Here is a 24,992-nt window from a genome sequence, read left to right as displayed (position 1 = left end):
GTAAACTCTCACCGCTTTTTTCATCTCAGAGGAGGGGTTTTGTCCCAGCCTCTCTTTTTTTTTGACCGTTTTTCGTATATTTATTTTTCTATCCATAATCTGGATGTGTTATCATTTAATAGAATAATTTGGATCAACATAAACGCAGCAGACGTTAAGAGCCCTGATTTTCAAACACAAATCCAGCCGCCTGTAACGGACCTGTTGTAATAATTTTAGCCAACTGTTTGGCTAACTCCTCTGGTGTTTGACGCTGTTCACTCTGAATCCACCATGTTAGCACCCCTCTAAATGCGGAGGCAACGAAATGTGTTAATAAGTCCTTAGGGATATGAAAATCCTCATCCCTTAGGTTCATCAAGTCGTATTCGTGAATGAATTTTTGTCTAATCGCTTCATACATTTTAATGTTAAAGTCGTAAATGCCGTTTTTTCCAAGCATAACTTTGTAAAAATCCTCATGGCGTTGAACGCTTCCAAACCCACTCACGATGTGCTCGTGAATATGGCTCATTTGAACTTTTCGGTCTTTAATATGCTGAGAGGGGTTAAAGCTTGTGATCAAATCTGTAAGGACTTCATCGCTAAGTGTCCCTAACAGTTGGTATTTATCACAGTAATGCAAATAAAAGGTCGCGCGATTAATCATCGCTTCGTCAGCGATGTCCTGAATGGTAATCGCATCAAATCCTTTACTATCAATGAGTTGGAGAAAGCTGTCTCGAATTGCCTTTCGTGTTCGGCGTACGCGAAGATCGGTCTTTTTAGTCATTTTCATTCCTCTTTCTTCAAAATAATTGATACTTTTTGTGAAACTGTCGTTTAACTGACAAATGCCACGTTATTGCGTATTGAGCGAAACGTCTAGTTGCCTAATAATGTTATTGAATCATCAATATGACAAATAAACAACATCATGTTGTCTAAAAGAGGGGATTATTTTATGTTTAGATTATTTTTAAAGCAAAAGATGGTATGGTTAGGCTTACTAGGAATAGCAGTAGCGGTGGCAATTTTCACCTTTGCTTTTATGGGTTCAACGACAAATCCAGTTCCAAAAGACTTACCGATTGCAATGGTAGTAGAGGATGCAGGTTCAAAGACGCCAAATAATAAACTAATTAACCTCGGAAAGAGGATTGAGAAGAGTTTAGGGAGTATGGGCGAATTGCCTGTGAAGTGGGGAATAGAAGCGAGCGAAGAAGATGCCCGTCAAAAGATGGATGAGAGAAAATATTATGCAACGATCGTTTTGCCAGAAGATTTGACTGCTAATGTGATGAGCTTACCAACGGAAAAAGCCAACATCCCTGAGGTGAAGATTCTCATTAATGAAGGGATGAATTATACAGGAGCAACGGCGAGTAAGCAGATGCTTGAGGGAATAATCATGAAAATGAACAATCAAGTGCAGCAAATGATGTATGCGCAAATCGGCAAACAAACAAACGTCATCACGATTAATCAAGCCAAACTGTTGGCAAATCCAATTCGTACTGAAGAGGAAAGAATGAACAAAGTCGGGGAACGTAGTGGAAATGGGAATTTGCCTACGATGCTCACACAAACGCTTTGGCTGACAACGTTCATTAGCAGCATGATTTTATTTGTGGCTATGAGAAAAATTACTCATACAAAACCTAGACTTTCATCCATTGCTGCGCAGTTAGTTACAGGTGTTCTATTCGTAGGGGTGATTTCTGCCGTCATGCTAACCATTGCCACATCTGTCCTAAACGCAAATATCACTGACGTATTGTCACTGTCGGTGTTTGTCTTTTTTGTTGGGTATATGTTTTTCTTACTGCAAAATGCGCTCCTAAATTGGATCGGATTTGCAGCAGCGCCCATTTTTCTTTTGTTGTTCTTCTTTTCCATGCCGATCTTAAGTTTACCGAAAGAGTTTTTACCAAGCTTGACGAATGATCTTCTTTATTCATGGGTACCGTTCCGCTTTAGCGTAGATGGAATGAGAAGCTTATTATTTTTCGACGGATATCATATTGGCGCACCTGGATCGGTACTAGGACTAATAGGGATCGGCTCACTGCTTGTCATGGTTGCCTCCGTATTAAAACCATCGAAATTATCTGTCAAAAAGCAAGTAACGGTTGACAACTAATCAAAACCTTAATATAATCGGCATATTGAAATGAAGGTAGTTAACACAGCATATGTGAGCGCAATGATAAGGAAGAGTAGAAAAGGAACCTAAACGCACAGAAATTCGTTCCACGGCTGAAAGAACGATCGTGAGCCCTTTTTGAATGTCACCTTTGAGCTTTACTGATGAAATGGATAAAAAGCCAGATTAGTGAGTAACGGTTAGTCTCGTTAATAGACTGAAGTCGAGTAGACTTCTAGAGCCTGTTTTCTGTAAGGAAAGCAGGGAAGTTGAGTGGTATCGCGATTATATCGCCTCAGCAGCTGACTAGGGAAACCTGGATGTTGCGAGGCGTTTTTATTTTGTCGTAAACGAAAACTGTGCTGTTTTACCTGTTCATTCTATCGCCTAAAGACGATAGTATTGTTTTGAATTTTCTTAATATTTACAACTTGGAGGTTTTCGTATGTCCAATAAAGCACCGTTTTCGTTTGTTTTAGTCATTGGATTAATGTTATTTGCTTTGTTTTTCGGCGCAGGAAATTTGATTTTTCCGCCTATGCTCGGGCAGTTGGCAGGAACTAATTTTTGGGAAGCAAACCTTGGATTTCTCGTTACGGGGGTCGGACTTCCGCTTATGACGGTTCTTGCGTTTGGCTTCTCAGGGAAAACGGATTTGTTAGAACTTGTAAAACGAGTTCATCCCGTGTTTGGGCTAATTTTTTCGATTATTCTTTATTTAACGCTTGGCCCACTGTTTGCGCTCCCGAGATCGGGAACCGTTTCATTTGAAATTGGGGTGACGCCGTTTTTACCGAAAGATCATGGTCCGCTTCCACTAGCTATTTTTACGATATTATTTTTTACCTTAACGTGCTTTTTAGCACTGAATCCGACAAAGATTGTCGATGTCATCGGTAAAGTATTAACGCCGCTAAAGCTAACGTTCATCGGTCTTTTAGTGCTAATTGCGGTGATCAAACCGATCAGTCCGATACAGGCACCGGTCAAGGCGTATGAGTCCCACGTCTTTTTTAAAGGCTTTCAAAACGGGTACTTGACGATGGACACGCTCGCTGCGTTTGTTTTTGGCATTATCATCATTAATGCGATGAAGGAAAAAGGCATTACAAGTAAAAAGCAAATCATGATTACGTGTGCCAAAGCAACGGTTATTGCGGCTGTTATTTTAGCAGCGCTCTACACGGCACTTGCCTACATGGGCGCATCAAGCGTAGGGGAGTTAGGCTATTTCGAAAACGGTGGTCTCATTTTGTCTAGCGTGTCACAGTATTATTTTGGTTTTTACGGACAAATTCTCTTAGGATTAATGATTACCGTGGCGTGTTTGACGACAAGTGTGGGTCTTATGACATCTTGCGCTTCCTTTTTCAATAAGCTGTATCCGAAGATTTCGTACAAGTCATTCGTAGTGATTTTATCGGTTCTAAGCATCGCGATTTCAAATGTGGGGTTAACCAACTTAATTACCATCTCTGGCCCGGTACTTAAAATTATTTATCCAGTAGCCATCGTTTTAGCCTTCTTAACCTTCCTACATCCGGTATTTTTCGGGAAAAGTGAAGTGTACCAGGTGAGCTTATTCTTTACACTCGTTGTAAGCGTATGTGGAGGGCTTTCGGTTAAAAGCATTGACGATGTGCTAGCTCCGATTCTGCCGCTTTATAGCGATGGACTTGGATGGGTACTACCAGCACTAGTGGGAATGTTAATTGGAGGAGTTATTGGCTTTGTACGAAATGCGGGTGGATCGTCTATTCCGCATAAATAAGGGAGAGTTCGATTGAATTCTGTATTTTCTAACAATTTTCGTTTCTCTTTTGTGAAAATATGATATGATAGTGTTACGCTATTTATCTAAAAGCAAGGAGACTACGAGGATGGAAAAGAAACGACTGTTATCTACAGTGCTTGTTACGTCACTAGTGGCCATGGGGTTTTCTACGTTCACAAAGGCTCCAACCGTACAGGCTCAATCTCAACAAACCGTTTCTTCACAAAAGGAATGGGAGTTTGTTTTTGAACATGGCATGAACAAAGAGCTTATAGTAAACAAGGGAATTTACATTAAAAATTCAAAAGAACAAATTATTTCAACGAAAATTCATATAAAAGATGATCATACAGTGATTGTGAAACCGCCTGTGAAGGGATACAAGTCAGGTGAAACATACCGTCTCTACATTAAAAAAGGGATTGACCTACAGTACGGAGAAAGTGGCAAACCAGCGATGATCGTGTTTAAAGTTAAATAAAACGTACAAAAAGAAAATCGATGTTAAGAGGTCACTAAAAAACGTTGAATTTTTTAGATGATCAGTAGAACGTAAGACAGAAAAGCTGGATCCATTCCAAAAAACGGAATGGATCCAGCTTTTCTTCATTCTTCTTCTCTTATTTTACTTCATTAACTTTAACATTCTTTTTAGGTTGATGATTTCACCTTGAAGTACGCTCTTCTTTGAAAAGGTGCTTGTTCAGTATGTTTCATTGACTTCAATGAAACGGAATCATTGGAAGCACTCTTTCGAATAAATCTTTTTTTTTATTATAAAGTGAAAAAGGGCCAAGTTTCTTTCAAAATGGAAACTTGGCCCTTCTATCTGATACAGTCGCTCTAGGTTGTTTGGAACGGAAGGTGCGAGACTCCTGGGGGATTAGCGTGACAGGTGAGACCCCGCCAGAGGAGCAAGGAGCCTCACCGCACGCCCCGCGGAAAGCGAAGCGACCTGGAGTGGAAATCAACCGACTCCGTTATGAACGCAATTCTTTACGGACTTTTTCAGTTGCCTACGATGCGTGGTTTTCTTTTTTCTGTTCCTGCGTGCTAAAAAAGTTTGTTAGGTGTCTTCACAACTTGCTTGAGGAAGAATGTTTATCATGGTGTAATGCATATAGTAAAGCATATCGCATAAAAGGGGTTCACATAAATAGTAGAACGTAAGGGGAAAAGTGAAGCTTCTATAGGGAAAGGGAGATCGGATTATGATTCTGTCTCATCAATTGTCGGTGGAACAAAAATCATATGTGAAGCAGTTAAAACAAAAAATTGCAGATACCCGTTCAACAGAGGAAAAAAAGCTTCTTCAACAACAGCTCAATGCATATATTGAGCGGATTTTTATTGAGCATCGAATACAAAGACAAAAAGAACTCATGTAGCAGCACTCATTCAGCAATCCGTGCTGTGGGAAGTCAGAAAAACCTTTGGTATATACCGAGGTTTTTTTTCTGTTTGCCGTTAAATGGAGCATCACGACTCATTATTCACGGTGTAGGTATGATATGTCGGAAGGATTTTAAGGACGGAGAGAGAATAGTTTACAAACAAAGGGGAAGGAGTAGCATAATGAGCACATATTATTTGACAGACCGCGTTACACGTTCATTAGCTCTTACACATACAGAAGTACTGAGTACGGTTGATTTATTCGTTGGCATGATGGAAGAAGCGACAGGCGTGTTAAAAGAAGCTGCCGCCTATTGTCCAAGTGTATCAGTAATGAAGAAATGGTTGGACGATCATCCGCAGGAGAAAGAAGGATGTATTCATACAATGATACAGCGAAAGGTAACAACAGAGCTTGAAAAGGTAGTAGACGAAGCCATTTGCTATATGCAACGCTATAATCAAATCTTCTTAAATGAAGGTCACCTCTTAAAAGCGTTATGTAAAAGCAATCATCCCTATTGGCTCTCATTTGTTCATGAATGTACAATACCAATTGAGAAAATTGCTGCGTGCACGATTTATGCACGAAACTTAGCACGATCGTTACACGACTTGTCATGGTCAGTGAGGTCAAATGAAATTAAGCGCGCCACGTACAGTGAAAAAGAAGAAGTGCTTGCCTTCATACGAACGAATTTTTCGAGGGAATGGGCGGAAACCGTTTCAGAAGCATTTACCAACGAAGTCATTCCTTTGTTTCTAGCAAAGAAGCAAACGAAATTGATTGGTTTTGCGGTGTATGACACGTACGAAAAGCGAAGCCAACATTTTGGGCCGATGGGAGTGCTTAGATCAGAGCGAAAAAGAGGGATTGGAGAGCAGCTTGTAACGTGCTGTCTCCAAGATATGAAAGCAAAAGGATATGAATCGGTGATCTTTTATGAAGCGGGTCCGATTGAATTTTACGAAAAAGTTTGCGGTGCAGAGCTGCTTTCGCAGTAGCAGTAGACAATTAGGATCTTTTTTTAGAATGTTTCATAACATGTGGGGGGAGGCCGATTGAAAGAGGCCCCATTGGTGGTGAAGCTTGTGGCGCCATACTGCCAGAACTTCCGCTAGCTCCACTAGAAGATCCTGAGCTTCCTCCAAGAGATGCCATCGTGCTTGCCGGAGAAGTATTTTGACTACCAGATCCTGATGTTTCAACACTGTTTGAAATGGGGGAAATCGTGTGAACGGGCCCAAAGTTAATAATGCCTCCGCTTACGTCACCAATGGTAATTGAATCAATTTTAAAATTACACATGTGAGTATCAAAGCCTTTCTATCAAATTCGTTTCTACTCTATTTATATGTCACTGATAAACGGCTTGTATAAGCATATACCCTATAAAAATAGCTTTCTTCTGATTAAGAAGAAAGCTATTAAAAAATTATCGTTCATATCCAAAATAGATTAGATTCATATAATCATCGGAATAAGGTTGAATATCATAGACTTGCCAGTTGCCTGAAGAATCTTTTTTCATGCGGTACAGAGCAGACGCATCCTTCGGAGCCGTCATCGTGCTCGAATTGAGCTCGACCGTTAACGAATACGTATAGTCTTTTACGCTAAACGCAGCAAAGTGTCCAGAAACATACACAGGCTTCACGGTAAAATCTTGATCCGGAACGTAGGTCATTTTCGCTCCTTCATTCATAATATCCTGTACGAGAGTGGAGTAATTGTTGATGACCGCGCGATAAAAGCCTGTTCCTTCGCGGTCGTATAAGTTTGTTAAGCCTTTAAAATCTTGCTTTACTAAAAGATCTTGTCCTTTTAAAATGTGATTTTTTAAGAAAGTGGCTGCTGCCGTTTGCTCGCTAGCCGTCATAGTTTCCTGATGGAGGGCGCGATTCATCATTACAATCGCTTCGCCGCGTGTCGCATTGTCTGTCGGTTTGAAAAGAGTGCCGCTTCCTTTTACAATACCGTTCGCCGCCGATTTATAAATCGCTTCGAATGCCCAAGGGTAAGAGCCTGCAGGAACATCCGTAAAACCTTTTGTAGCTGTAACATCTTTAAACGGTACCGAGCTTTGGAAGGCACGATACACCATCACCGCAATCTCTGCACGAGTAATCTTTTGTCCTGGTGCAAACTTCCCGCCAATTCCTTTAATAATCCCATGACTACTAGCAATCGTTGCCGCGTTATAATAGGCGCTACCTGGTTTTAAATCAGCGAATGACATCGCATTTCCCTTTTGCTTCAAGCCAAGTGCATTGACGATCATAATCACAAATTCACCGCGCGTAATGGAATTTCGAGGATAAATATAAACCGATCCGTTCTTGTCAATGCTACCGTTAATCACATTTGAATAAAGAAACTCTTGAATACTTGTGTACATTTCCGTATTCACAGAACCTGGAACAACGTCTTGTGTGATGTACAAGTCCACCGGCTTATCCGCTGCATAGGCGGACGAAATACCGCCAATAGGTAATAGCGTAGCTGCTAGTGCTACAGCTAGACCTCTTTTAAATTTTTTCATGTTCACCCTCCATTTGGATTTTTATGGATTTAAATAGAATAATATTGTAATTCTACCATAATGTTTAAACTGGGTAAATGGGAGGTATGGGACGATGTATCTAGTAAAATAGAATAATGTATCTATTTTATTATGTCTTTTAAATGGAAAATTTAGTATGATGTAGATTGGGCCATTTTGAATGAAGGGAGCGATAAGATGAAAAAATTGTTCAGGTGGCTAATTATTATGATTGGTGCAGTGTTGTTTCTAGCAGGGTGCTCAGAAACATTAACGAATGGGACTAGCTCAAATACAAAGCGTCATAAGACGATTTATAAAGTAGCACCGCAGTCAGCAGAAGAAATGAACCAGCAAAAAACAGGTAAGTTAGTCAATCAGTATATAAAAGGAAATGAAGACGAAGGTGAGAGCTTATACATAAAAGATAAAAAGAAGCTCACAAAGGCAATGAAAACGGAGATTCAAACCTTCATTAAAAAAAGTCCCGATGCGTCTGGAAAGGAAATTTACAATTTTTTAGTCTACCTACTTGGAAGCGGAGCTTATCAGTCTAATAGCTATGAAATGAGTAATTTCGCACCAGATTTTCAGCATCCAGATGATGTTAGCATCACACAAGAAGATGTCAACAAGAATGAAACAGATGATCAAACGGTTGAAAAACAGCAGGAAATGATGGATCAAGTGGAAGATGAGGAGCTTTCTTCAACGGAGATTCCAGCTCCTCTTTTAAAAGGGGTCGATCCGTGGAAACACGTAGAAGAGATGAAGCGATTTGATAAAATTAACGACAAATACATGTTAATTAGTCAACGAGAATACGATCGGTTAATGGATGCATATGATTTTTTAGTTGGGGAAAAGCTAATCGACAAAGAGACAGCGGAAGAAGTGGAAAAGCGTATTTTAGGAGCGAAAGATATGCGAGATACGTATGCTGAACAAGTGCGAGATAAGAAATTTACCGAAATGAATGAAGAAATTAATCGAATTGATGAGGCGATTAATCAACTAAAATCCCAGGAATAAAGGTGTTAGACACTTAATAAAGATAGAAAAAAAGTTAGCGAATAATCGCTAACTTTTTTTCTGGAAAAATTGCATGCAGTGTGTGAAAATAAAGATACAGGGAACAATAGTTATCCTGTATCACAGCTGGATCGAAACGGAGGTATTCCCCATGGCGCGCAGACTGAAAAGCAAAGAAAAGATAAGTTGGTTCCGAGCGTTGCTATACGCGATTGGAATTGCCTTTCTTGTGCGTACGTTTCTTATTACTCCCTATACTGTATCAGGAGCTTCAATGAATCCGACGTTAGAAAACGGTGAGCGTTTGTTTATTAATAAATTAGCTGCATCGCTTGGAGACATTAAACATGGTGATATTGTGATTATAAAAAACAAAGAACAAGCCAAAAAACGTCACTATGTAAAGCGTGTGATTGGACTTCCGGGAGATACAATTGAGATGAAGAGAGATCGGCTTTATATCAACGGAAAAATGATTCAAGAACCGTATTTAAATCATAATTTAAAGCAAGCACAAGAATACGATATGCTTCTTACGAACGATTTTGGGCCAATGGAAGTTCCCGAGCATTTTTTCTTCGTGATGGGAGATAATCGACTAATCAGCAAAGATAGCCGTAATGGGCTAGGCCTTATTAGTGAAAAACGAATTATTGGCACAAGCGAGTTTGTGATGTATCCGTTAAAAAAAATGCGTCATACCCACTGAGTGACGGAGAAGTCACTTTTTTTCTTGACTATAGTTAGACGTCTAACTATAATGGGAATATGGCGAAGAAAAATGCAGTATCACTTATTAGTCGAATTAGAGAAGAAGCCAATCATCTTCTGTTGTCAGAGCTTCATAAAAGGGATGTGACAGGTCTTGCACCTTCACACGGTGATTTACTGTGGGCACTATATAAATTCAAGCGTCTGACGATGAAAGAGCTGGCGGAAGCAATTTATCGAACCAAACCAACAGTTACAGTTCTTGTCAATAAGCTTGTTAGTTTGGAGCTGATCCAAAAACAACGAGCCGCTGAGGATAGTCGCGTGACCTATATTACCTTAACTAAAAAAGGCGAAGAACTTCAAGAGGTTTTCCAAGAAGTTTCAGACGTGCTAAATGAGGTAGTGTACGGTGATTTATCTTCTAGAGAACAAGTTCAGCTGGAGGAATTGCTCGAAAAAGTATTAGGTAGGTTTTGAATCTGCCTTTTCTTCGCACTAATAGTTAGATATCGAACTAAAAGAGGAGAATGAAAAATGAATCATTTAATCGTGTATGCTCATCCAAATCCAGAAAGCTTTAATTACGCTATTTTAAATACAACGGTCGCTTCATTAGAAGAACAGGGTCACCATGTAGTCGTGCGTGATTTGTATAAGCTAAATTTTAATCCGATTTTAAGCGGACAAGACTTTGAAACGTTTCAAAAAGGGGAAACGCCAGCAGACATAAAAGCCGAGCAAGAATATATAACAAATGCTGATGTTGTAACGTTTATTTACCCTATTTGGTGGACGGGTCTTCCTGCTGTACTAAAAGGCTACGTAGACCGCGTATTTGCATATGGATATGCGTATGCATACGGTGAAGACGGAACGATGCAACGCCTGTTGAGCGGTAAAAAAGGCTTTATGATTAACACACACGGAACGCCAAAAGAAGTGTATGACGAAATTGGGATGACACAGTCGTTAAAACAAACGTCTGATACAGGAATTTTTGAGTTTGTCGGCATTGAGCCAGTTGGGCATTTATTGTTCGGTGGGGTACCACAAGTGGACGATGCGGCGAGAAAAGAAATGCTCGTAGAGGTTCAACAAACAGTAAAAGAGTTATTTTAATAAGAAAAGAGGCGAAAATGTTTCGCCTCTTTTTTATATTCATTAACGAAAGCGCTGCTTTCTCATCCACTGTGTCGCAATCCACTTTTCTCCCTTAATGACTGGCAGTCCGGCATGAAGCGTTTGCTCGTTCAAATGGGCATCACGGTAAAAGTATTCAAAATAAACGGCCATGCCTTTTTGAGGAGTGACGGAAAAATTGAGCTTTGGAAAATGTGTTTCTCCGCCTTCTTCTACGTCGTTTAAGTACATCACAAGTGTACTTATTCGGTTGTTTGAGCTCGCTTTACTTGTGGAAGCAAAAAAATCAAAATGCTCTTTGTATTCTTGACCTGGCATATACTTTAGTATTTGTAGGCCATCACCATGTTCAATAGGGATGTTCATAATAGACGAAATTCGTTTTTCAATGATGGTAATGATATCGCTTTCGTTTTCGTCCAAAAACGTTCCACTGCTTGTTCGAATATCGTTCACAGAACGAGCAGATCCAACTTTCGAGCGCTTCATATTATCCGTTGAAACGGCAATTAATTCGTCGCATTCCTCATCGCTTAGAACATTTCCTAACACCACTACAAGCGGTTCTTCTAATCTCGCAATAATTTGAATTTCTCGGTCTTCTGTTTGAATGCTACGTCCTTTATGATCAAAAATGGTTTGTTCCTTCGTCATTGTATGTTCTGTCATTTTTTCCATCTCCTAATAATCCTACAAAAAAGCTCCTCTTTAGGGCGTTTGTAGTTGTGACACCTTTTTATAGCAAACAAGGAATCTTACATCTATTTTATAAGAAAAATGCAGGAAAGTAATCATGTTTTTTCGAATATATACATTCATTTCATAAAATCAGTTAGGAAAATGTGTTAGGTTTTGACAATAGAGGACCAAAAAGATGAAGATGGAAGAAGTAAGGGAGGGGAACAGATGAAAAAATCGACTCAGCAAGAAATCTGGATGTGGGTGAAAACCATTTTATGGGCCGTTGCGATTGTACTAGTGCTCGAGCGTTTTGTATTTGTACCAACTGTTGTTCAGGGCGTCTCCATGATGCCTACTTTACAGGATGGCAATCGTCTGATTGTAAGTAAGCTAGGTGAGATTAAACGCTTTGACGAAATTGTGTTTCGTGCTCCAGATGCACCTAAAAATTATGTGAAACGCGTGATCGGTTTGCCAGGCGATACCATCGTGTTGAAAAAGGATCAATTGTATATTAACGGTGTGCTTACCCCTGAACCGTACCTTGACAATAGCAAGAAAAAGTTAGCAGTAGGGGATTATCTCAATGACGATTTTACACTTGAAATGCTAACAGGGGAGTTACGAGTACCAAAAGGTCATTTATTTGTCATGGGAGATAATCGCCCGCGTAGCCATGATAGCCGTGAATTTGGTTTTATAAAAGCATCCTCCGTCATCGGGCAAGTAGAAGTGAGAATTTGGCCGTTAAATAAAATTGGGAGTGCGAAATAATGCGTATTTAGGGCTTATATACATATCGTTTCAGACAAAACGTGCCCAGCATGCTTCCACCGACCGCACCCCATTCTGATAGACCGCTTTTCTTGAGCGCGTAATAAATGATGGAACTCGCCAAAATTTCCGTGCAAAAAAAACGTGTCATCATGCGTCGATCCACGACTAGGAAGACAAACGTTGGTGAAGTGGACATCGTACCATCTCCTTTTAGGAAAACAGGTGTGCTTCTTTGTACATATGATAAAGAAGCCTTCCTTATACCAGATTATCTCCCACAAAAGCGGTGTAGAAGAATGTTCTTCTACACCGCTTTTGTTAGGAGAGAAATCCGCTCACCCATGAAATCCAGTGTGCAGCAGGTATGAGAATAGCCTGTGCCAAGAGCGTTCCGAAAAAGCGTGAAATCATGAGCCATCCGTAAGCCTTTGACATCGAATCCGCCCCTTGTGGTTCGTTAAGCGCTCGTTCGGTCATGAGCGCGATATGCGGATCTAAAAATAACGTCAACAAAATCGTTGCCGCTCCGTTTACGACGCCACTTGCCATACTAGAAGTAGTGGCATGTGCAGGATCTAAAACGGAGGCATAGAGGGCAGCTAAAACCCCTACTTTGTTTCAAAATCTTACCTATTATAGCGTAATTATGGGTACATGTATAGAAAATCAGTAAATGCAAAAGATGATGGGACATGTAGGTGCGTTATAAAAAAGGATTTTGGCTCATGTACACACTAGTAACATACAACGAGGAGGAAGAGGAACAAAATGGAGAAGAAACAAACCGTTGACTCAACGTACATACAGCAACACCTCGCAAGTGAGCGCACGTATCTCGCCTGGATTCGGACAGCAATCGCTATTGTAGGCGTAGGTTTTTTAGTAACGAATCTACATTTTAATAAGCTATCTGAAATGTTTACATGGGCAGATACGGTGGTCACGACAATTGGCTTTTTATCTGTTGTTTTAGGTGTGCTTACGATTATCGTGTCAACCGTCAGCTATATGCGTAAACGTGGTCAGATTAATACACAAACGTTTAAAGCATCGTACGGAAATGTCATTTTTTTATCTGTGAGCCTGCTCATAATCTTTATCGCTTTTTTCGTATATCTTCTAAAAGTAATGATTCATATGTAAAACAAAAACCCGCTGTCAAATGCAGCGGGTTTTCCTTATAGAAACAATGTTTGGTAAATAAGAAAAACATTTAAACAAACGACTAGTACCGCAATAATCCAAGCGATGATTGTAGTAACAGGGTGATTCACAAGAGATCCCATCACTTTTTTCTTACTGGTAAAAAGTATGAGCGGAATAAGAGCAAAGGCAATGCCAAACGATAGGATGACTTGACTGACGACGAGCGCCGTTGTGGCGTTTACCCCAAGCCCAATAATCACGAGAGGTGGGATAATGGTAATGAATCGCCGCAAATAAATCGGAATGCTTCTGCGGATAAACCCTTGCATGATCACATCACCAGACATCGTTCCAACTGAGGAGCTAGAGAGTCCAGATGATAAGAGACCGACTCCAAAGGCAATGGCAGCAAACGGTCCAATCAAATGATCAAACTGAGTAAAAGCGACGTCTAAGTCCTCAATGTTTAACCCGTTTTTAAAGAAAAGAGCAGCAGCGACAATCAGCATGCTTGCGTTGATTGCCCCAGCGATAATCATCGCAATGATGATATCGATGAATTCAAATCTAAAAATCAGCCGCTTTTCTCTATCATTTGTACCACGCACCCGCTTTTGTGTTAACGAAGAGTGCAAATATATCGCATGTGGCATAACGGTCGCCCCTAAAATTCCCGATGCTAATAATACACTGTCCACGCCTTGAAACTGTGGGATGAAAAGGCCTCGTATAATACTCTGCCCGTCTGGATGGGCTAAAAATGTTTGTAACCCAAAGGCCAGAACTACGACAAATACCATCGCAGCAATCCCTGCTTCTAAAAAGCGGGCACCGCGACGCTGTAGTTCTAAAATCGCAAATGACCCAACGGCTGCAAGAAGAGCCGAAGGAAAGAGCGGGAGTCCGAACAATAAATAAATTCCTAAAGCCGCCCCGATAAATTCGGCTAGATCGGTCGCCATAATGACAAGCTCTCCTTGAATCCATAATCCAATGGAAACAGGCTTTGGAAAATGTTCCCGTGCTAACTCAGGTAGATTATGGCCCGTTGCAATGCCTAACTTAGCAGAAAGCGATTGAATTAAAACGGCCATTAAGTTTGAAACGAGAACCACCCACAGTAGCATATAGCCATATTGAGAACCTGCGGCAATATTTGTTGCGAAGTTACCAGGGTCAATGTACGCGACAGAGGCGATAAAAGCTGGGCCTAAAAAAGGAAGAATTCGCTTCCAGCCCTTTGTTTTTCCGCTAAGGACATCTTGAGCGCTTTGTTCAAAGGCTGACAATGTTTTTGGTTCGTCTTTCACGTGTTGTGCCTCCTTTCTAATTTTTAGCCCAAGACGAAAATAGTTTCTTTTAGGATAAAAAGTTGAATTAATGCAAATTATATCTCATTCTGCAAAGAAAACGCAATTTATTACGTTCAAGTGTAGGTCTTTTGCCTCTTACTATTCCCCAAATAAAAAAATGCCCCTAAGAATTCTTAGGAGCGATGTAAAAAGAAGGGGTCTAACAATGAGACTATACTGAGTAAAGCAGCTTACAACATGATTATACACCATCAAAAACATTTTTCCTATAGATTTACTTGGAATTTTTAAAAAATTAAAAAACAGGGAATTTACAAGGTGAAATTATACAAAAAAGACAGATAACTGCTATAATGGAAGGGGAATTTATCCTATACATAGCTAAACTTTATTTTATGATTTTATCGGAAGAAAGAATGAGGAAGTGAAACAATGTCAAGTGGAACAAAAGAATTACTCTCTTGGATTAAAGCGATTGTCATTGCGGTAGTCATCGCCTTTTTAATCCGCCAGTTTTTATTTACCCCGTCTCTTGTTAAAGGCGAATCCATGATGCCTAATTTACAAGATGGCAACCGTCTAATCGTCAGCAAAATGAGTAAAATCGAGCGCTATGATGAAATTATTTTTCATGCCCCAGATGCGGATGAAGAATACGTAAAGCGAGTGATCGGGTTGCCGGGTGATACGGTGGAGATGAAAAACGATCAGCTGTACATAAACGGAAAAGCCGTGCCGGAACCATACTTAAAGCAGGGGAAATTAGACCATCCAGAGCAGAGGCCTTTTACAAATGATTTTACGCTAGAAGCTGTTGGCGGAGTGAAAAAAGTGCCAAAGGATACGCTCTTTGTATTAGGAGATAACCGACCTGTGAGTAAAGATGGGCGCATTTTTGGAGTGATAAAAAAAGACTCGGTAGTGGGAGAAGTCAAGCTCCGTATTTGGCCGCTTAATAAAATAGGTTTTCCAAAGTGATGAGAGATAGTAGAGGCGAGTGTCTCTGCTATTTTTCGTTATAGGTCGTGAAAAAGAAGAAGGAGGCGCATGTCTCCTTAGGAAAACGAGCAGTCTATCTTAAAAGGAGTAAAAACAAGGAGTTAAGTAGGATATTTTCCTTGCTGCTTCGCTAAAAGTTGGCGTTTCGGTCTTTTTTATGGCATGATTAATACTTGAATATGGAATTTGGATGAAACGACGAGGAAGTGAAACAATGTCAAGTGGAACAAAAGAATTTTTATCATGGGTTAAAGCCATTGTCATCGCAGTAGTCATTGCTTTTTTAATTCGCGAATTTTTATTTACGCCATCGCTTGTAAAGGGTGAATCAATGATGCCAAACTTACAGGACGGCAACCGATTGATTGTGAGCAAGGTTAGCAAGCTAGAGCGCTCAGATGAAATTATTTTTCATGCTCCTGATGCTGATGAAGATTACGTAAAACGCATTATTGGATTACCGGGTGATACAGTGGAAATGAAAAACGACACGCTCTATATAAATGGAAAAGAAGTGCCAGAGACGTACCTGAAAGAAAGTAAAGCTAAGCTCCAAGAAGGAGAAGTATTTACGCCAGATTTTACGCTTACTGAAATTACGGGTAAAAAGAAAGTTCCTGCTGATTCGCTGTTCGTACTAGGCGATAATCGACCTGTTAGTAAAGATGGACGCTATTTCGGCTTTATTAAAAAGGATTCGGTTGTAGGAGAAGTTAAGGCCCGTATTTGGCCACTTAATGAAATTGGAAATCCAGAATAAAAAAAACGGTAGAAACTCTCTACCGTTTTTTTTTATTGGCCTTCGATTAAATTAAAGCCGATGTGCTGAAGCGCTCGCTGAAGGGTTGAAAATGTTGAAACGGAGGCAAATTCAATGCCTAAATGAGTCATCGTCTGCGCGATCTCAGGACGAATGCCGCTTAGCATCGTTTCAATTCCTAGTAGTTTAAGCGCACTCACCACTTTGAATAGCTGATCCGCTACCATCGTATCGATAATAGGGACACCTGATAAGTCAATAATGAGCCATTTTAGCTTATCATCCGAACTTTTTTGGAGAGCAAGTTCCATTAATAAACCAGCACGTCGCGTATCAATATCTCCGACAAGAGGAAGTACACCAAGACCATCCTGAATGACGACAACGGGAATAGATAATTCATCCACCGCTGTTTCAGCCGTATTAAGCTGGTACTGATGCTGTTGCAAATAGTGCAGGCTGATGGCATAGATAGTCTGATCGACCATGTCGTAAAAAAATGAGATAAGAGAAAAGAACGTATTCAACGAATAATCCTGCTGATTTCCCTGATCTTTTATTAAATCGCCAATGATGCTTCGGTATTTTCTAATTTCTTCTACCGCCACATCTAAAGGAATGCGCGTTTGTACTAAAAGTTGGGACATGTCGCGCCCCCACTTGTTAATATAGTCAGTTCCTTTTTGATTGCTCATCGTAAAAATATTTGCATAAACTTCAATTAATTCTTTCCGCCATGTAAGAAGAGAATTCATCTCTTGTCCATATTGAGAACCGTTCTTTTCAGATGTAGATAAGGATTCAAGAATCCGTTCTTTCTGTTGAAGAATTCGCTTATGAACAAGTTGGCATTGTACGTCAAAGGAATGGTCTTCGGTAGGAGCTGCCATATTTCATCCGTCCTTTCTGTTTTAAGCTCTATTATCGTACCATATATGACTATTCGGTGCATAGAAAACGATAAAATGATAGAGAAAAACGTGTGATTTTTCATCAACAATGGATCATCTACGTGGTAAAATATACATATTATACCATACGGGTGGAGGAGGGGTTTTTTATGGGTACGGAAAACGATTATTTATTTGATATAATGGGGGTCCTGTTTCCAATTATGTTTTTTGGAATACTCGGTTTGTTTGTCTTCGGAATTTTGAGCAGTATCTTTCAGTGGAAGCGTAATAACAAGCAGCCTCGTTTGAAAGTTCCTGCAAAAGTGGTGACGAAGAGAATGAAGATGAGGGGCGGCGAATCGCATTCTACAAGCTATTTTACAACGTTTGAAGTAGAGAGTGGGGATCGCATGGAGCTTGAGGTTGAAGGTGGTTATTACGGCCAATTAGTAGAAGGTGATGAAGGGATGCTGTCCTTTCAGGGGACGAGATTTTTGGAATTTAACCGCTAATAAATGGATAGGGATAAATAAAAAGGCCACGAATGATCGTGGCCTTTTGTTGTTATTGATAATAAGGTGCCATAAATAGGTATACGACAACACCAGTTAAGCTTACATAAAGCCAAATCGGCATCGTCCAGCGCACGATTTTTTTGTGCTTTTCAATTTGCATCGTCCATCCCCATACGAGGGCGAATAGAGCAAGCGGAACAATAACGGCTGCTAAAAAGCTATGCGTAATCAAAATAAAGAAGTAGATCGGACGAAGAATACCATCTCCACCGTATTTTGCTGTATCTGGCGATAAAAAGTGGAATGATAAGTACGAAATTAAAAATAAAAAGGTTGTCGTAAAGGCTGCAAGAATGAAGCCCTTATGTACACGAACATTCTTTTTCATAATCGCATAAAAAGCAGCGAGTAAGAAAATAAACGTAAAGCTATTAAAAATAGCATTCAGTCTTGGGAAGATCGTTAAATCAAAATGAACGTCTTTTTGATACCCAAGAGGTGAGAAGAATAATAACAAAATAATGATATTGGCAATAATAGATACCGTGATGATGATACCAGCGAAGTTCTTTGTACTCGTTGGTACATATTGATTTTTGTCTTTGTTCATTGTATCAAGCTCCTTGATCTTATGGTTCCTGCTTTATATTATACCTTTCATTGGACAAGCTTGGAAGTGACAATCCCTTGAACAAATGGTTTTTTAACATATTAAACGATCAAAACGTCCGTAATACAAGAAAATAAATAAAAACGGCACGAATCATGAAACTTTTTCTCGTTTGCGTGGTCTATTAGTACGAGAAAAGAAAAAAGTTGGTGTAGAAAGAATGAAAAAAAAGGAACGGTTAAACTATAATATCATTTTTATTCTGTTTTTAATGTTGTGTGCAAGTGTTATTGCCATATATAGTGCCCAGCAAACGCATCAATATCCAACAAACTTTGCGGTCAGGCAAGTGATGTGGTACGGAGTTGGGGCTGTTATTATCGCTTTAGCGATGATTCCAGATACGGAGCAAATGGACAAACTGACCTGGTACTTTTATTGGCTTAATATTGCGATTTTGGTTTTATTAGTCGTATCCCCAGAAGCCATTGCTCCTAAAAAGAACGATGCGAAAAGCTGGTTCGTACTGCCTGGAGTTGGTTCAATTCAGCCTTCGGAATTTATGAAGGTGGGACTCATTTTAGCTCTGAGTAAAGTCGTCACAAAGCACAATGAAACGTTCAAATTGCGAAATTTTCATACAGATCTGAAGCTATTATGGAAAATGGCGTTTACGACGCTCCTTCCTATTCTATTAGTTATGCTACAGCCAGATTTAGGAACAGCGCTTGTTATTATGTTTATTTTTACCGTGATGCTGTTTATGTCAGGAGTGACTTGGAAGCTCATTACGGGGTTGTACGGGATCATTGGAACGATCGGAGCTTCTATTCTATATATGGTTCTCTATCACCCAAAAATTCTCTCGACTTATCTGCATGTTTCACAGTATCAATTTAACCGCATTTATGCGTGGCTTGATCCTGAGAGTTACAAAGCAAGCTTGTCGTACAACTATATGCAAGCCGTTACCGCGATTGGTTCTGGAAGAATGAATGGGAACGGATTTTTCAGAGACCACGTGCTTTACGTGCCGGAAAAGCATTCGGATTTCATTTTTAGCGCCATTGGAGAAAGTTTTGGCTTTGTTGGTGGAAGCATTGTCATTTCCCTTTTTATGTTATTAGTATACAATATTGTTATAGTCGCATCGAACACGAAGGAGCCGTTTCAAAGCTATATCTGCGCAGGTATTATTGCAATGATTACGTTCCACGTATTCGAGAATGTTGGGATGGACATAGGGGTCTTGCCGATTACAGGAATTCCGCTTCCGTTTATTAGTTACGGGGGGAGCTCGCTAATGAGCAGTATGTTAGCAGTTGGAATTATCTTGAAAATCAGCTATGAGTCCAACCAATATATGTTTGATTAAATCAAGCGAAAATGGGGGAAACACAGTGCTTCAATTTAGGGGAAAAGGTTTGAGTGTATTTGAAAGTGTCTTATTTAAAACAACATCTAGCGTGATTGAAACTGAAGATCTAGTCGCCGTCGTCGATCCGACCTGGCTCCCTTTTGAGATTGCAGAAATAAAGGATCATGTCGAACGTATTCGCGAAGGTAAAGAGCTTTACTTACTTTTCACGCACGGAGATTTTGATCATATTATTGGATACGGAGCGTTCCCTGACGCGAAGGTAATTGGAAGCGCCGGACTGAGGGATCACCGAAATAAACAGCAAAAACTAGCGTATATCCACCAGTTTGACGATGAATATTACGTGGATCGTGACTACGATATAACGTTTCCTGTGCCGGACGTTGTCATTGAACATGACGGTCAGCAGCTTCAAGTAGGGAAGACGATTCTCACCTTTTATTTAGCACCCGGTCACACGAACGATGGGCTTTTTGTGATTATGAACAATACGTGGATTGCAGGCGATTATTTATCTGATTTTGAGCTTCCGTTTATTGATCATAGCTGTAAGCATTATGTAGAAACGCTAGAAAAGGCGGCCATGATTATTGAAAATCACCAAGAACTCATACTCGTTCCAGGGCACGGAAAAGCAACGAATGAGCGAGATGAAATAAAACGACGCCATCATCTGGCACAATCATACATTCAGCGCCTCGTTCAGGCGGTGCAAAGTGAAGACGGTGAAGCACTTGATGTATTAGGAGAGGAAATGCCTTATCCTTCGTCTTTTACAAAGGAATGTCATGAAAAAAATATTGAGATCACCAAATCCGAATACGGAAGCTGAATACATACAAAAAGCAGGCGATAGCCTGCTTTTTTTACGCTGTTTTTTTGGTTATAACGTGCCATTCTTTTTGCTGTTCTTTTAGCGTGAGCAAAATGTTTTTCCCATGGGCGTCACGGTAAAAGATATAGCCCTTATGATCGAGAACGTAGGCAGCAGGCTTTCCAATGCAACCCTCTTGATAAATTTTATCCATTTGTTCAATGAGTGAAAGCGCGCTCGGATTTTCCTTCGCGAGCGGAATCAGTTCATCAATACCAAATGCATCATATCCGTCTAGGTTAATGTTGAAGTGTGTTTGAACGCGGTCAATCATTCCTGTATTCATTACTTCAATCGCTCCATCTAGCTGAGCCATGACGGGCAATCGTTTGTCATAAATAAGCTTCATATAGCCAATCCGAGCCACGCAAATCCCAAATAAAATGAAACCGACAATCATTAGGAGGCGGAGTCGTTTTTGTGATAGATGATGTACGTCCATTCATCACCACTCCTTCACAAGTAATTACCCCAATATATGCTTGTCTGCATGCCTTTATACATAAAAGGACAGGAGACAGGAGAGAATCGTTTGAATGGAGAAACGGGTTCAAAACACAAAAGAAAGGACCCAAAAGTAGGAAAAAAAAAGACCCAGTATAGTGATGAAAGCCTTATCAAATAATTGGTAACGCTTTCTTTGTTTTCTTTTGAAAAAAATCTTAAATAGGGGTAGACGGCGTATTTTTAAGTCGCTATAATGTAAAGAATAATCAGAATAATTAGTTATACAGAAAGGGATGCATGAAGTTGAATCAGCTCATCGAATTGAAGAGAGTAACCACTAAAAAGGATAAGCCAGATCTTTCGTCACTCGGTTTTGGAAAGCATTTTACAGACCATATGTTTGTGATGGAATATGACAAAGAGAAAGGATGGCACGACCCGCGTATTACACCATATGAGCCTCTTGTATTAGACCCAGCGGCAGCCGTCTTTCATTACGGTCAAGCCATTTTTGAAGGGTTAAAAGCTTATCGAACGTCAGACAATCGTGTGTTGCTGTTTCGACCGTCTAAAAATATTCATCGCTTGAATGTTTCAAGTGAACGAATGAGCATGCCGCCTCTGGACGAAGAGCTTGTACTTGAAGCCGTTCAACAATTGATTGATCTAGAACGTGATTGGATTCCAACAAAAGAAGGAACGTCCTTATATATTCGACCATTTGTCATTGCTACAGAATCTTGTTTAGGCGTTAAGCCGGCGTTACAGTACAAATTTATGATCATTCTATCTCCGGTTGGTGCTTACTACGCTAACCAGCTGCAGCCGGTACGTATTTTCGTAGAAGAAGATTACGTTAGAGCTGTAAGAGGCGGGGTAGGAGCTGTGAAGACAGGCGGTAACTATGCAGCAAGTCTTCAAGCACAGTTAAAAGCAGAAAAGCTTGGTTACGATCAAGTACTATGGCTTGATGGGGTAGAAAAGAAATATGTCGAAGAAGTTGGAAGCATGAACATTTTCTTTAAAATAAAAGGCGAAGTGTTCACTCCTGCACTAAACGGAAGTATTCTTGGCGGGATTACGCGCGATAGCGTCATTGAGATGCTAAGAAGCTGGAATGTTCCGGTTCATGAACGCCGTATTACGATTCAAGAAGTGTACGAAGCGTATCAGCGCGGGGAAATTGAGGAAGTATTTGGTACAGGAACCGCAGCGGTTATCTCACCAGTGGGTGAACTGAGCTGGAACGATGAGCGCATGATCATTAATAACTTTGAAACAGGCGAACTATCCATGAAAATCTATCAAGAGATGACAGATATTCAGCTTGGAAGAATTCCAGATCCATATCAATGGACGGTAGAAGTATAATTGAACATGACGAAAAACTAGGCCTTGTGCCTAGTTTTTTTATGTGGAAATAATAAAACAAGCGAGCTTTATGCCACTTTTTTAGCTTCTTTTATTCGTATTCTAGCAAATTTTACTAGAATAAATAGGGATAATTTAAAATGCTAGAACATACACATAGAGACAAGAACTAAAAAAAGAGGTGAGGCTTGTTGAAGTATCCAAACGCAGGCAAAGTAAACGGGTTGAAATCAAATATGAAGCTTGTCAATTTATTAATTGTTTTTACCATTGCTAGTTTTCTCTTAATATCGTTGCTTGCCTCTCCTTTACTTAAAACAGATATGGCGTCCTCGACAATGTATAAGTTTTTGTCTAAATATAAAACAGAAGCTATGATGTATGTACTCGGAAGTGAAAATCCTTATTTTCTACAAGGTTTAGATAAACCAGTTAAAATGCCTTCCCTCTCATCAACCGCTTTGCAGCTGGCTACTAACATTCACATCACGGATGTGCGAACGCTGCTTGGAAATGAACTTCCTGGATTCAGCTTTTACGATTCAGAAATTTTAGCAGGCGAAGGGCTTCATTATACCGAGTTTCCAATTGAATCCGCTCCACCTCTTGACGTCGTCTTAAAAGAACGCGCAGAAGTCAGCAAAGAAGTAGCAGAATGGAACAAAGAAAGCGAAAAACCGTCTCCTGGTCCAGCTATAAGCGGGCGGAAAGTGTATATTTATCACACACACAGCTGGGAGTCATACTTACCTCTTCTTGGTCTAACAGGTGATCCGAACGAGAACAAAGCCGTTGATGCGAAAACAAACATTTCGTCGCTTGGAAATCTACTTGCGAAAAAACTGAACGCCAATGGTATTGGAACGATTAATGATCAAACAAACGTCGGAACAAAATTAAATGAGAAAAAGTGGGGAACGTCTAAAGCATATGCAGTATCAAGAGAGATGGTCCAAGAAGCAATGGCGAAAAACAAAAGCTTAGACTTTTTCTTAGACTTTCATCGTGATGCCCTACGTAAAAAGAGTACAACAACAACCGTTAATGGCAAATCTTATGCACAAATTGTGTTTGTTGTAGGAGAAGAAAATCCAAACTTTGAGAAAAACAAGCAGTTTGCTAATGACCTCCACAAACGATTGGAGGAAAAATACCCTGGTGTAAGTAAAGGGGTTCTTGGTAAAAAAGGAAAGAAAGTAAACGGTATTTACAATCAGGACCTTTCACCAAATTCAATCGTCGTAGAGCTCGGAGGAGTCGACAATACGGCTGCGGAGCTTCAGAATACGATTGATGCATTTGCAGACATATTTAGCGACTACTTTTTTAAGGCTGAAAAAGTAAATGGGTAACAGAAGCTTGGCGCTGAAATCTTTGTTTGCTACCTTTGTGTTAACGACCTTGTCGTATTTATATTCAGCGCTTAGCGTCTTCACCGTTTCCTTATTTCTGACCGGCTTCATCATATCATGCTACTACTTTATTACAGAGCAGCTAAAATAACCCATATGTTATAATTTGGGAAAAGGGGGCGCTCATATGAGACAGATTATTGCACTTGGAGGCGGCGGATTTTCCATGGAGCCGGAAAATCTGCTTCTTGATCAGTATCTAGTAAGTCAGGTAAATAAAAAACAGCCGAACATTTGCTTTATTCCTACCGCTAGCGGAGATTCTGAATCGTACATTGAACGATTTTATGAAGCGTACAAAAAGCTTTCTGCAACTCCTACACATCTTTCCTTATTTTCGCCAAACTGGGGCGAGAGTCTGGAATCATTTATTTTACAACAGGACATTATTTACGTAGGGGGAGGAAGTTCTCGCAATTTGTTAACGCTTTGGAAAGAGTGGGGGTTAGATCACCTTCTATTAAAAGCATATGAACAAGGAATTGTACTAGCCGGTATTAGTGCAGGGGGAATTTGCTGGTTTCAAGAAGGAGTTACGGATTCGGGAGGCCCAACGTACAGAGAAATATCTGCGCTTGGAATTTTACAAGGAAGCTTTTGTCCACATTATGAGGGTGACGAAAAAAGACGACCAGCGTATCATGAGCTTCTTCAGGAACAGCGCATAACGGAAGGATACGGAGTGGATGACAGTGTAGCTCTTCACTTCATAGATGAACAGCTTCATCAGGCAATATCGTCTGTAGACGGAAAAAGAGCCTTTTATGTGAAAAAGCAAGATGAGAAGGTTGAGGAAAATAGTATTCAACCACTATTTTTAGGAGACAGTTAAGTCAAAAAGCCTGTACGGAGACAAGTGATCCGAACGGGCTTTTTTTGATGTTTTTTAAGAAAAAAAGGGCATGTCTATCAAACTTTCCACTTATGTTCAACGTATATTAGAAAAGGTGGCACCGTGTGCTTTTCGTTAAACATTACAGAATCATTACATTTCCATAATTAACAAGACGTGTAGGAAAGAAAAGGTTATAATGGTTTTGTTCTATAAGTCTTACGGACTATCAGAATGTTGTCGATATACATAAGAGAA

The 24,992-nt window shown here is 40.1% G+C and carries 29 protein-coding genes, 1 pseudogene and 1 other annotated feature; of the genes and pseudogenes, 20 read left to right on the top strand and 10 right to left on the bottom strand.

Features of this window, described 5'->3' with window-relative positions; all coding sequences use genetic code 11:
- Positions 1–154 precede the first annotated feature (154 nt).
- Positions 155–772 (bottom strand): TetR/AcrR family transcriptional regulator, encoded by a 618-nt coding sequence (locus AMD01_RS06540; protein ID WP_053400601.1) that lies wholly within the window; start codon positions 770–772, stop codon positions 155–157.
- A 171-nt stretch (positions 773–943) separates the two neighbouring features.
- Here AMD01_RS06540 and AMD01_RS06535 point away from each other — a divergent pair, with 171 nt between their 5' ends.
- The 6 genes from AMD01_RS06535 to AMD01_RS06520 all read left to right on the top strand — a co-directional run bounded on the left by AMD01_RS06535 (position 944) and on the right by AMD01_RS06520 (position 6,299).
- On the top strand, positions 944–2,122 hold the full coding sequence (locus AMD01_RS06535; RefSeq protein ID WP_053400600.1) for a YhgE/Pip domain-containing protein: 1,179 nt from the start codon (positions 944–946) through the stop codon (positions 2,120–2,122).
- A gap of 54 nt (positions 2,123–2,176) precedes the next feature.
- Positions 2,177–2,426: a binding site (T-box leader), on the top strand.
- A gap of 144 nt (positions 2,427–2,570) precedes the next feature.
- On the top strand, positions 2,571–3,896 hold the full coding sequence (gene brnQ, locus AMD01_RS06530) for a branched-chain amino acid transport system II carrier protein (protein WP_053400599.1): 1,326 nt from the start codon (positions 2,571–2,573) through the stop codon (positions 3,894–3,896).
- Positions 3,897–4,005: 109 nt separating this feature from the next.
- On the top strand, positions 4,006–4,380 hold the full coding sequence (locus AMD01_RS06525) for a hypothetical protein (RefSeq protein ID WP_053400598.1): 375 nt from the start codon (positions 4,006–4,008) through the stop codon (positions 4,378–4,380).
- Positions 4,381–4,794: 414 nt separating this feature from the next.
- On the top strand, positions 4,795–4,956 hold the full coding sequence (locus AMD01_RS23945) for a hypothetical protein (RefSeq protein WP_157052640.1): 162 nt from the start codon (positions 4,795–4,797) through the stop codon (positions 4,954–4,956).
- A 178-nt stretch (positions 4,957–5,134) separates the two neighbouring features.
- The gene (locus AMD01_RS24430; RefSeq protein WP_169775937.1) at positions 5,135–5,287 is read left to right on the top strand and encodes a hypothetical protein; all 153 of its coding nucleotides are present in this window, start codon (positions 5,135–5,137) and stop codon (positions 5,285–5,287) included.
- A gap of 187 nt (positions 5,288–5,474) precedes the next feature.
- On the top strand, positions 5,475–6,299 hold the full coding sequence (locus AMD01_RS06520) for a GNAT family N-acetyltransferase (protein ID WP_053400597.1): 825 nt from the start codon (positions 5,475–5,477) through the stop codon (positions 6,297–6,299).
- A gap of 10 nt (positions 6,300–6,309) precedes the next feature.
- Here AMD01_RS06520 and AMD01_RS06515 read toward each other — a convergent pair whose 3' ends face one another.
- Both AMD01_RS06515 and AMD01_RS06510 read right to left on the bottom strand, forming a co-directional pair.
- Positions 6,310–6,603 carry a hypothetical protein gene (locus tag AMD01_RS06515; RefSeq protein WP_157052639.1) on the bottom strand — a complete coding sequence of 98 codons (294 nt, stop codon included), beginning with the start codon at positions 6,601–6,603 and terminating at the stop codon, positions 6,310–6,312.
- Positions 6,604–6,730: 127 nt separating this feature from the next.
- A complete protein-coding gene (locus AMD01_RS06510; RefSeq protein WP_053400595.1) occupies positions 6,731–7,837 on the bottom strand; it encodes an S-layer homology domain-containing protein in 1,107 nt (368 codons plus the stop codon).
- A gap of 198 nt (positions 7,838–8,035) precedes the next feature.
- On the opposite strand from AMD01_RS06510, the gene AMD01_RS06505 reads away from it, so the two are divergent.
- From AMD01_RS06505 to AMD01_RS06490, 4 genes are all read left to right on the top strand, one after another.
- Positions 8,036–8,869, top strand: coding sequence for a hypothetical protein (locus AMD01_RS06505; RefSeq protein WP_157052638.1), 834 nt, complete (start codon positions 8,036–8,038; stop codon positions 8,867–8,869).
- Between the two features lie 151 nt (positions 8,870–9,020).
- Positions 9,021–9,578 (top strand): signal peptidase I, encoded by a 558-nt coding sequence (lepB, locus tag AMD01_RS06500; protein WP_053400593.1) that lies wholly within the window; start codon positions 9,021–9,023, stop codon positions 9,576–9,578.
- A 59-nt stretch (positions 9,579–9,637) separates the two neighbouring features.
- On the top strand, positions 9,638–10,060 hold the full coding sequence (locus AMD01_RS06495; protein ID WP_053400592.1) for a MarR family winged helix-turn-helix transcriptional regulator: 423 nt from the start codon (positions 9,638–9,640) through the stop codon (positions 10,058–10,060).
- 57 nt (positions 10,061–10,117) lie between these two features.
- The gene (locus AMD01_RS06490) at positions 10,118–10,702 is read left to right on the top strand and encodes an NAD(P)H-dependent oxidoreductase (RefSeq protein WP_053400591.1); all 585 of its coding nucleotides are present in this window, start codon (positions 10,118–10,120) and stop codon (positions 10,700–10,702) included.
- A gap of 42 nt (positions 10,703–10,744) precedes the next feature.
- On the opposite strand, the gene AMD01_RS06485 is transcribed toward AMD01_RS06490, so the two are convergent.
- Positions 10,745–11,392 carry a 2OG-Fe(II) oxygenase gene (locus AMD01_RS06485; RefSeq protein WP_053400590.1) on the bottom strand — a complete coding sequence of 216 codons (648 nt, stop codon included), beginning with the start codon at positions 11,390–11,392 and terminating at the stop codon, positions 10,745–10,747.
- A gap of 237 nt (positions 11,393–11,629) precedes the next feature.
- Here AMD01_RS06485 and lepB (AMD01_RS06480) point away from each other — a divergent pair, with 237 nt between their 5' ends.
- Positions 11,630–12,178: a signal peptidase I gene (gene lepB / locus AMD01_RS06480; protein WP_053400589.1), complete on the top strand. Its 549-nt coding sequence runs from the start codon at positions 11,630–11,632 to the stop codon at positions 12,176–12,178.
- Between the two features lie 7 nt (positions 12,179–12,185).
- Here lepB (AMD01_RS06480) and AMD01_RS06475 read toward each other — a convergent pair whose 3' ends face one another.
- Both AMD01_RS06475 and AMD01_RS06470 read right to left on the bottom strand, forming a co-directional pair.
- Positions 12,186–12,377 carry a hypothetical protein gene (locus AMD01_RS06475; protein ID WP_053400588.1) on the bottom strand — a complete coding sequence of 64 codons (192 nt, stop codon included), beginning with the start codon at positions 12,375–12,377 and terminating at the stop codon, positions 12,186–12,188.
- A 122-nt stretch (positions 12,378–12,499) separates the two neighbouring features.
- Positions 12,500–12,790, bottom strand: a pseudogene (locus AMD01_RS06470) (lipid II flippase family protein); the annotation flags it as partial.
- Positions 12,791–12,949: 159 nt separating this feature from the next.
- Here AMD01_RS06470 and AMD01_RS06465 point away from each other — a divergent pair.
- Positions 12,950–13,324 (top strand): YidH family protein, encoded by a 375-nt coding sequence (locus tag AMD01_RS06465; protein ID WP_053400586.1) that lies wholly within the window; start codon positions 12,950–12,952, stop codon positions 13,322–13,324.
- A 35-nt stretch (positions 13,325–13,359) separates the two neighbouring features.
- On the opposite strand, the gene AMD01_RS06460 is transcribed toward AMD01_RS06465, so the two are convergent.
- Entirely contained in the window at positions 13,360–14,637 is a 1,278-nt protein-coding gene (locus AMD01_RS06460) for an Nramp family divalent metal transporter (protein WP_053400585.1), read from the bottom strand.
- 435 nt (positions 14,638–15,072) lie between these two features.
- Between AMD01_RS06460 and lepB (AMD01_RS06455) the strand changes: the two genes are divergently transcribed.
- Together lepB (AMD01_RS06455) and lepB (AMD01_RS06450) are read left to right on the top strand one after the other, a co-directional pair.
- Complete coding sequence (lepB, locus tag AMD01_RS06455; RefSeq protein WP_053400584.1) at positions 15,073–15,618, top strand: signal peptidase I; 546 nt, start codon at positions 15,073–15,075, stop codon at positions 15,616–15,618.
- Between the two features lie 235 nt (positions 15,619–15,853).
- Positions 15,854–16,399, top strand: a complete 546-nt coding sequence (lepB, locus tag AMD01_RS06450) for a signal peptidase I (RefSeq protein WP_053400583.1) — start codon at positions 15,854–15,856, stop codon at positions 16,397–16,399.
- 32 nt (positions 16,400–16,431) lie between these two features.
- Here lepB (AMD01_RS06450) and AMD01_RS06445 read toward each other — a convergent pair whose 3' ends face one another.
- Positions 16,432–17,289 carry an STAS domain-containing protein gene (locus tag AMD01_RS06445; RefSeq protein WP_053400582.1) on the bottom strand — a complete coding sequence of 286 codons (858 nt, stop codon included), beginning with the start codon at positions 17,287–17,289 and terminating at the stop codon, positions 16,432–16,434.
- A 170-nt stretch (positions 17,290–17,459) separates the two neighbouring features.
- Between AMD01_RS06445 and AMD01_RS06440 the strand changes: the two genes are divergently transcribed.
- Complete coding sequence (locus AMD01_RS06440; RefSeq protein ID WP_053400581.1) at positions 17,460–17,804, top strand: DUF2500 domain-containing protein; 345 nt, start codon at positions 17,460–17,462, stop codon at positions 17,802–17,804.
- Between the two features lie 52 nt (positions 17,805–17,856).
- On the opposite strand, the gene AMD01_RS06435 is transcribed toward AMD01_RS06440, so the two are convergent.
- Positions 17,857–18,417: a DUF420 domain-containing protein gene (locus tag AMD01_RS06435; protein ID WP_053400580.1), complete on the bottom strand. Its 561-nt coding sequence runs from the start codon at positions 18,415–18,417 to the stop codon at positions 17,857–17,859.
- Between the two features lie 220 nt (positions 18,418–18,637).
- On the opposite strand from AMD01_RS06435, the gene AMD01_RS06430 reads away from it, so the two are divergent.
- Both AMD01_RS06430 and AMD01_RS06425 read left to right on the top strand, forming a co-directional pair.
- Entirely contained in the window at positions 18,638–19,792 is a 1,155-nt protein-coding gene (locus AMD01_RS06430; RefSeq protein WP_053400579.1) for an FtsW/RodA/SpoVE family cell cycle protein, read from the top strand.
- Positions 19,793–19,841: 49 nt separating this feature from the next.
- Complete coding sequence (locus AMD01_RS06425; RefSeq protein WP_245638905.1) at positions 19,842–20,630, top strand: MBL fold metallo-hydrolase; 789 nt, start codon at positions 19,842–19,844, stop codon at positions 20,628–20,630.
- A 34-nt stretch (positions 20,631–20,664) separates the two neighbouring features.
- On the opposite strand, the gene AMD01_RS06420 is transcribed toward AMD01_RS06425, so the two are convergent.
- Entirely contained in the window at positions 20,665–21,114 is a 450-nt protein-coding gene (locus AMD01_RS06420; protein WP_053400577.1) for a hypothetical protein, read from the bottom strand.
- A gap of 308 nt (positions 21,115–21,422) precedes the next feature.
- Between AMD01_RS06420 and AMD01_RS06415 the strand changes: the two genes are divergently transcribed.
- The 3 genes from AMD01_RS06415 to AMD01_RS06405 all read left to right on the top strand — a co-directional run bounded on the left by AMD01_RS06415 (position 21,423) and on the right by AMD01_RS06405 (position 24,734).
- Positions 21,423–22,490 carry a branched-chain amino acid aminotransferase gene (locus AMD01_RS06415; protein WP_053400621.1) on the top strand — a complete coding sequence of 356 codons (1,068 nt, stop codon included), beginning with the start codon at positions 21,423–21,425 and terminating at the stop codon, positions 22,488–22,490.
- A 191-nt stretch (positions 22,491–22,681) separates the two neighbouring features.
- The gene (spoIIP, locus tag AMD01_RS06410) at positions 22,682–23,842 is read left to right on the top strand and encodes a stage II sporulation protein P (RefSeq protein WP_245638904.1); all 1,161 of its coding nucleotides are present in this window, start codon (positions 22,682–22,684) and stop codon (positions 23,840–23,842) included.
- Between the two features lie 187 nt (positions 23,843–24,029).
- Positions 24,030–24,734 (top strand): Type 1 glutamine amidotransferase-like domain-containing protein, encoded by a 705-nt coding sequence (locus AMD01_RS06405; protein ID WP_053400576.1) that lies wholly within the window; start codon positions 24,030–24,032, stop codon positions 24,732–24,734.
- Positions 24,735–24,992 lie beyond the last annotated feature (258 nt).

Source organism: Priestia koreensis (genome assembly GCF_001274935.1).
GTDB lineage: Bacteria > Bacillota > Bacilli > Bacillales > Bacillaceae_H > Bacillus_AG > Bacillus_AG koreensis.
The sequence above is the reverse complement of the archived record's forward strand: the minus strand, read 5'-3'. Positions and strand labels throughout refer to the sequence as shown.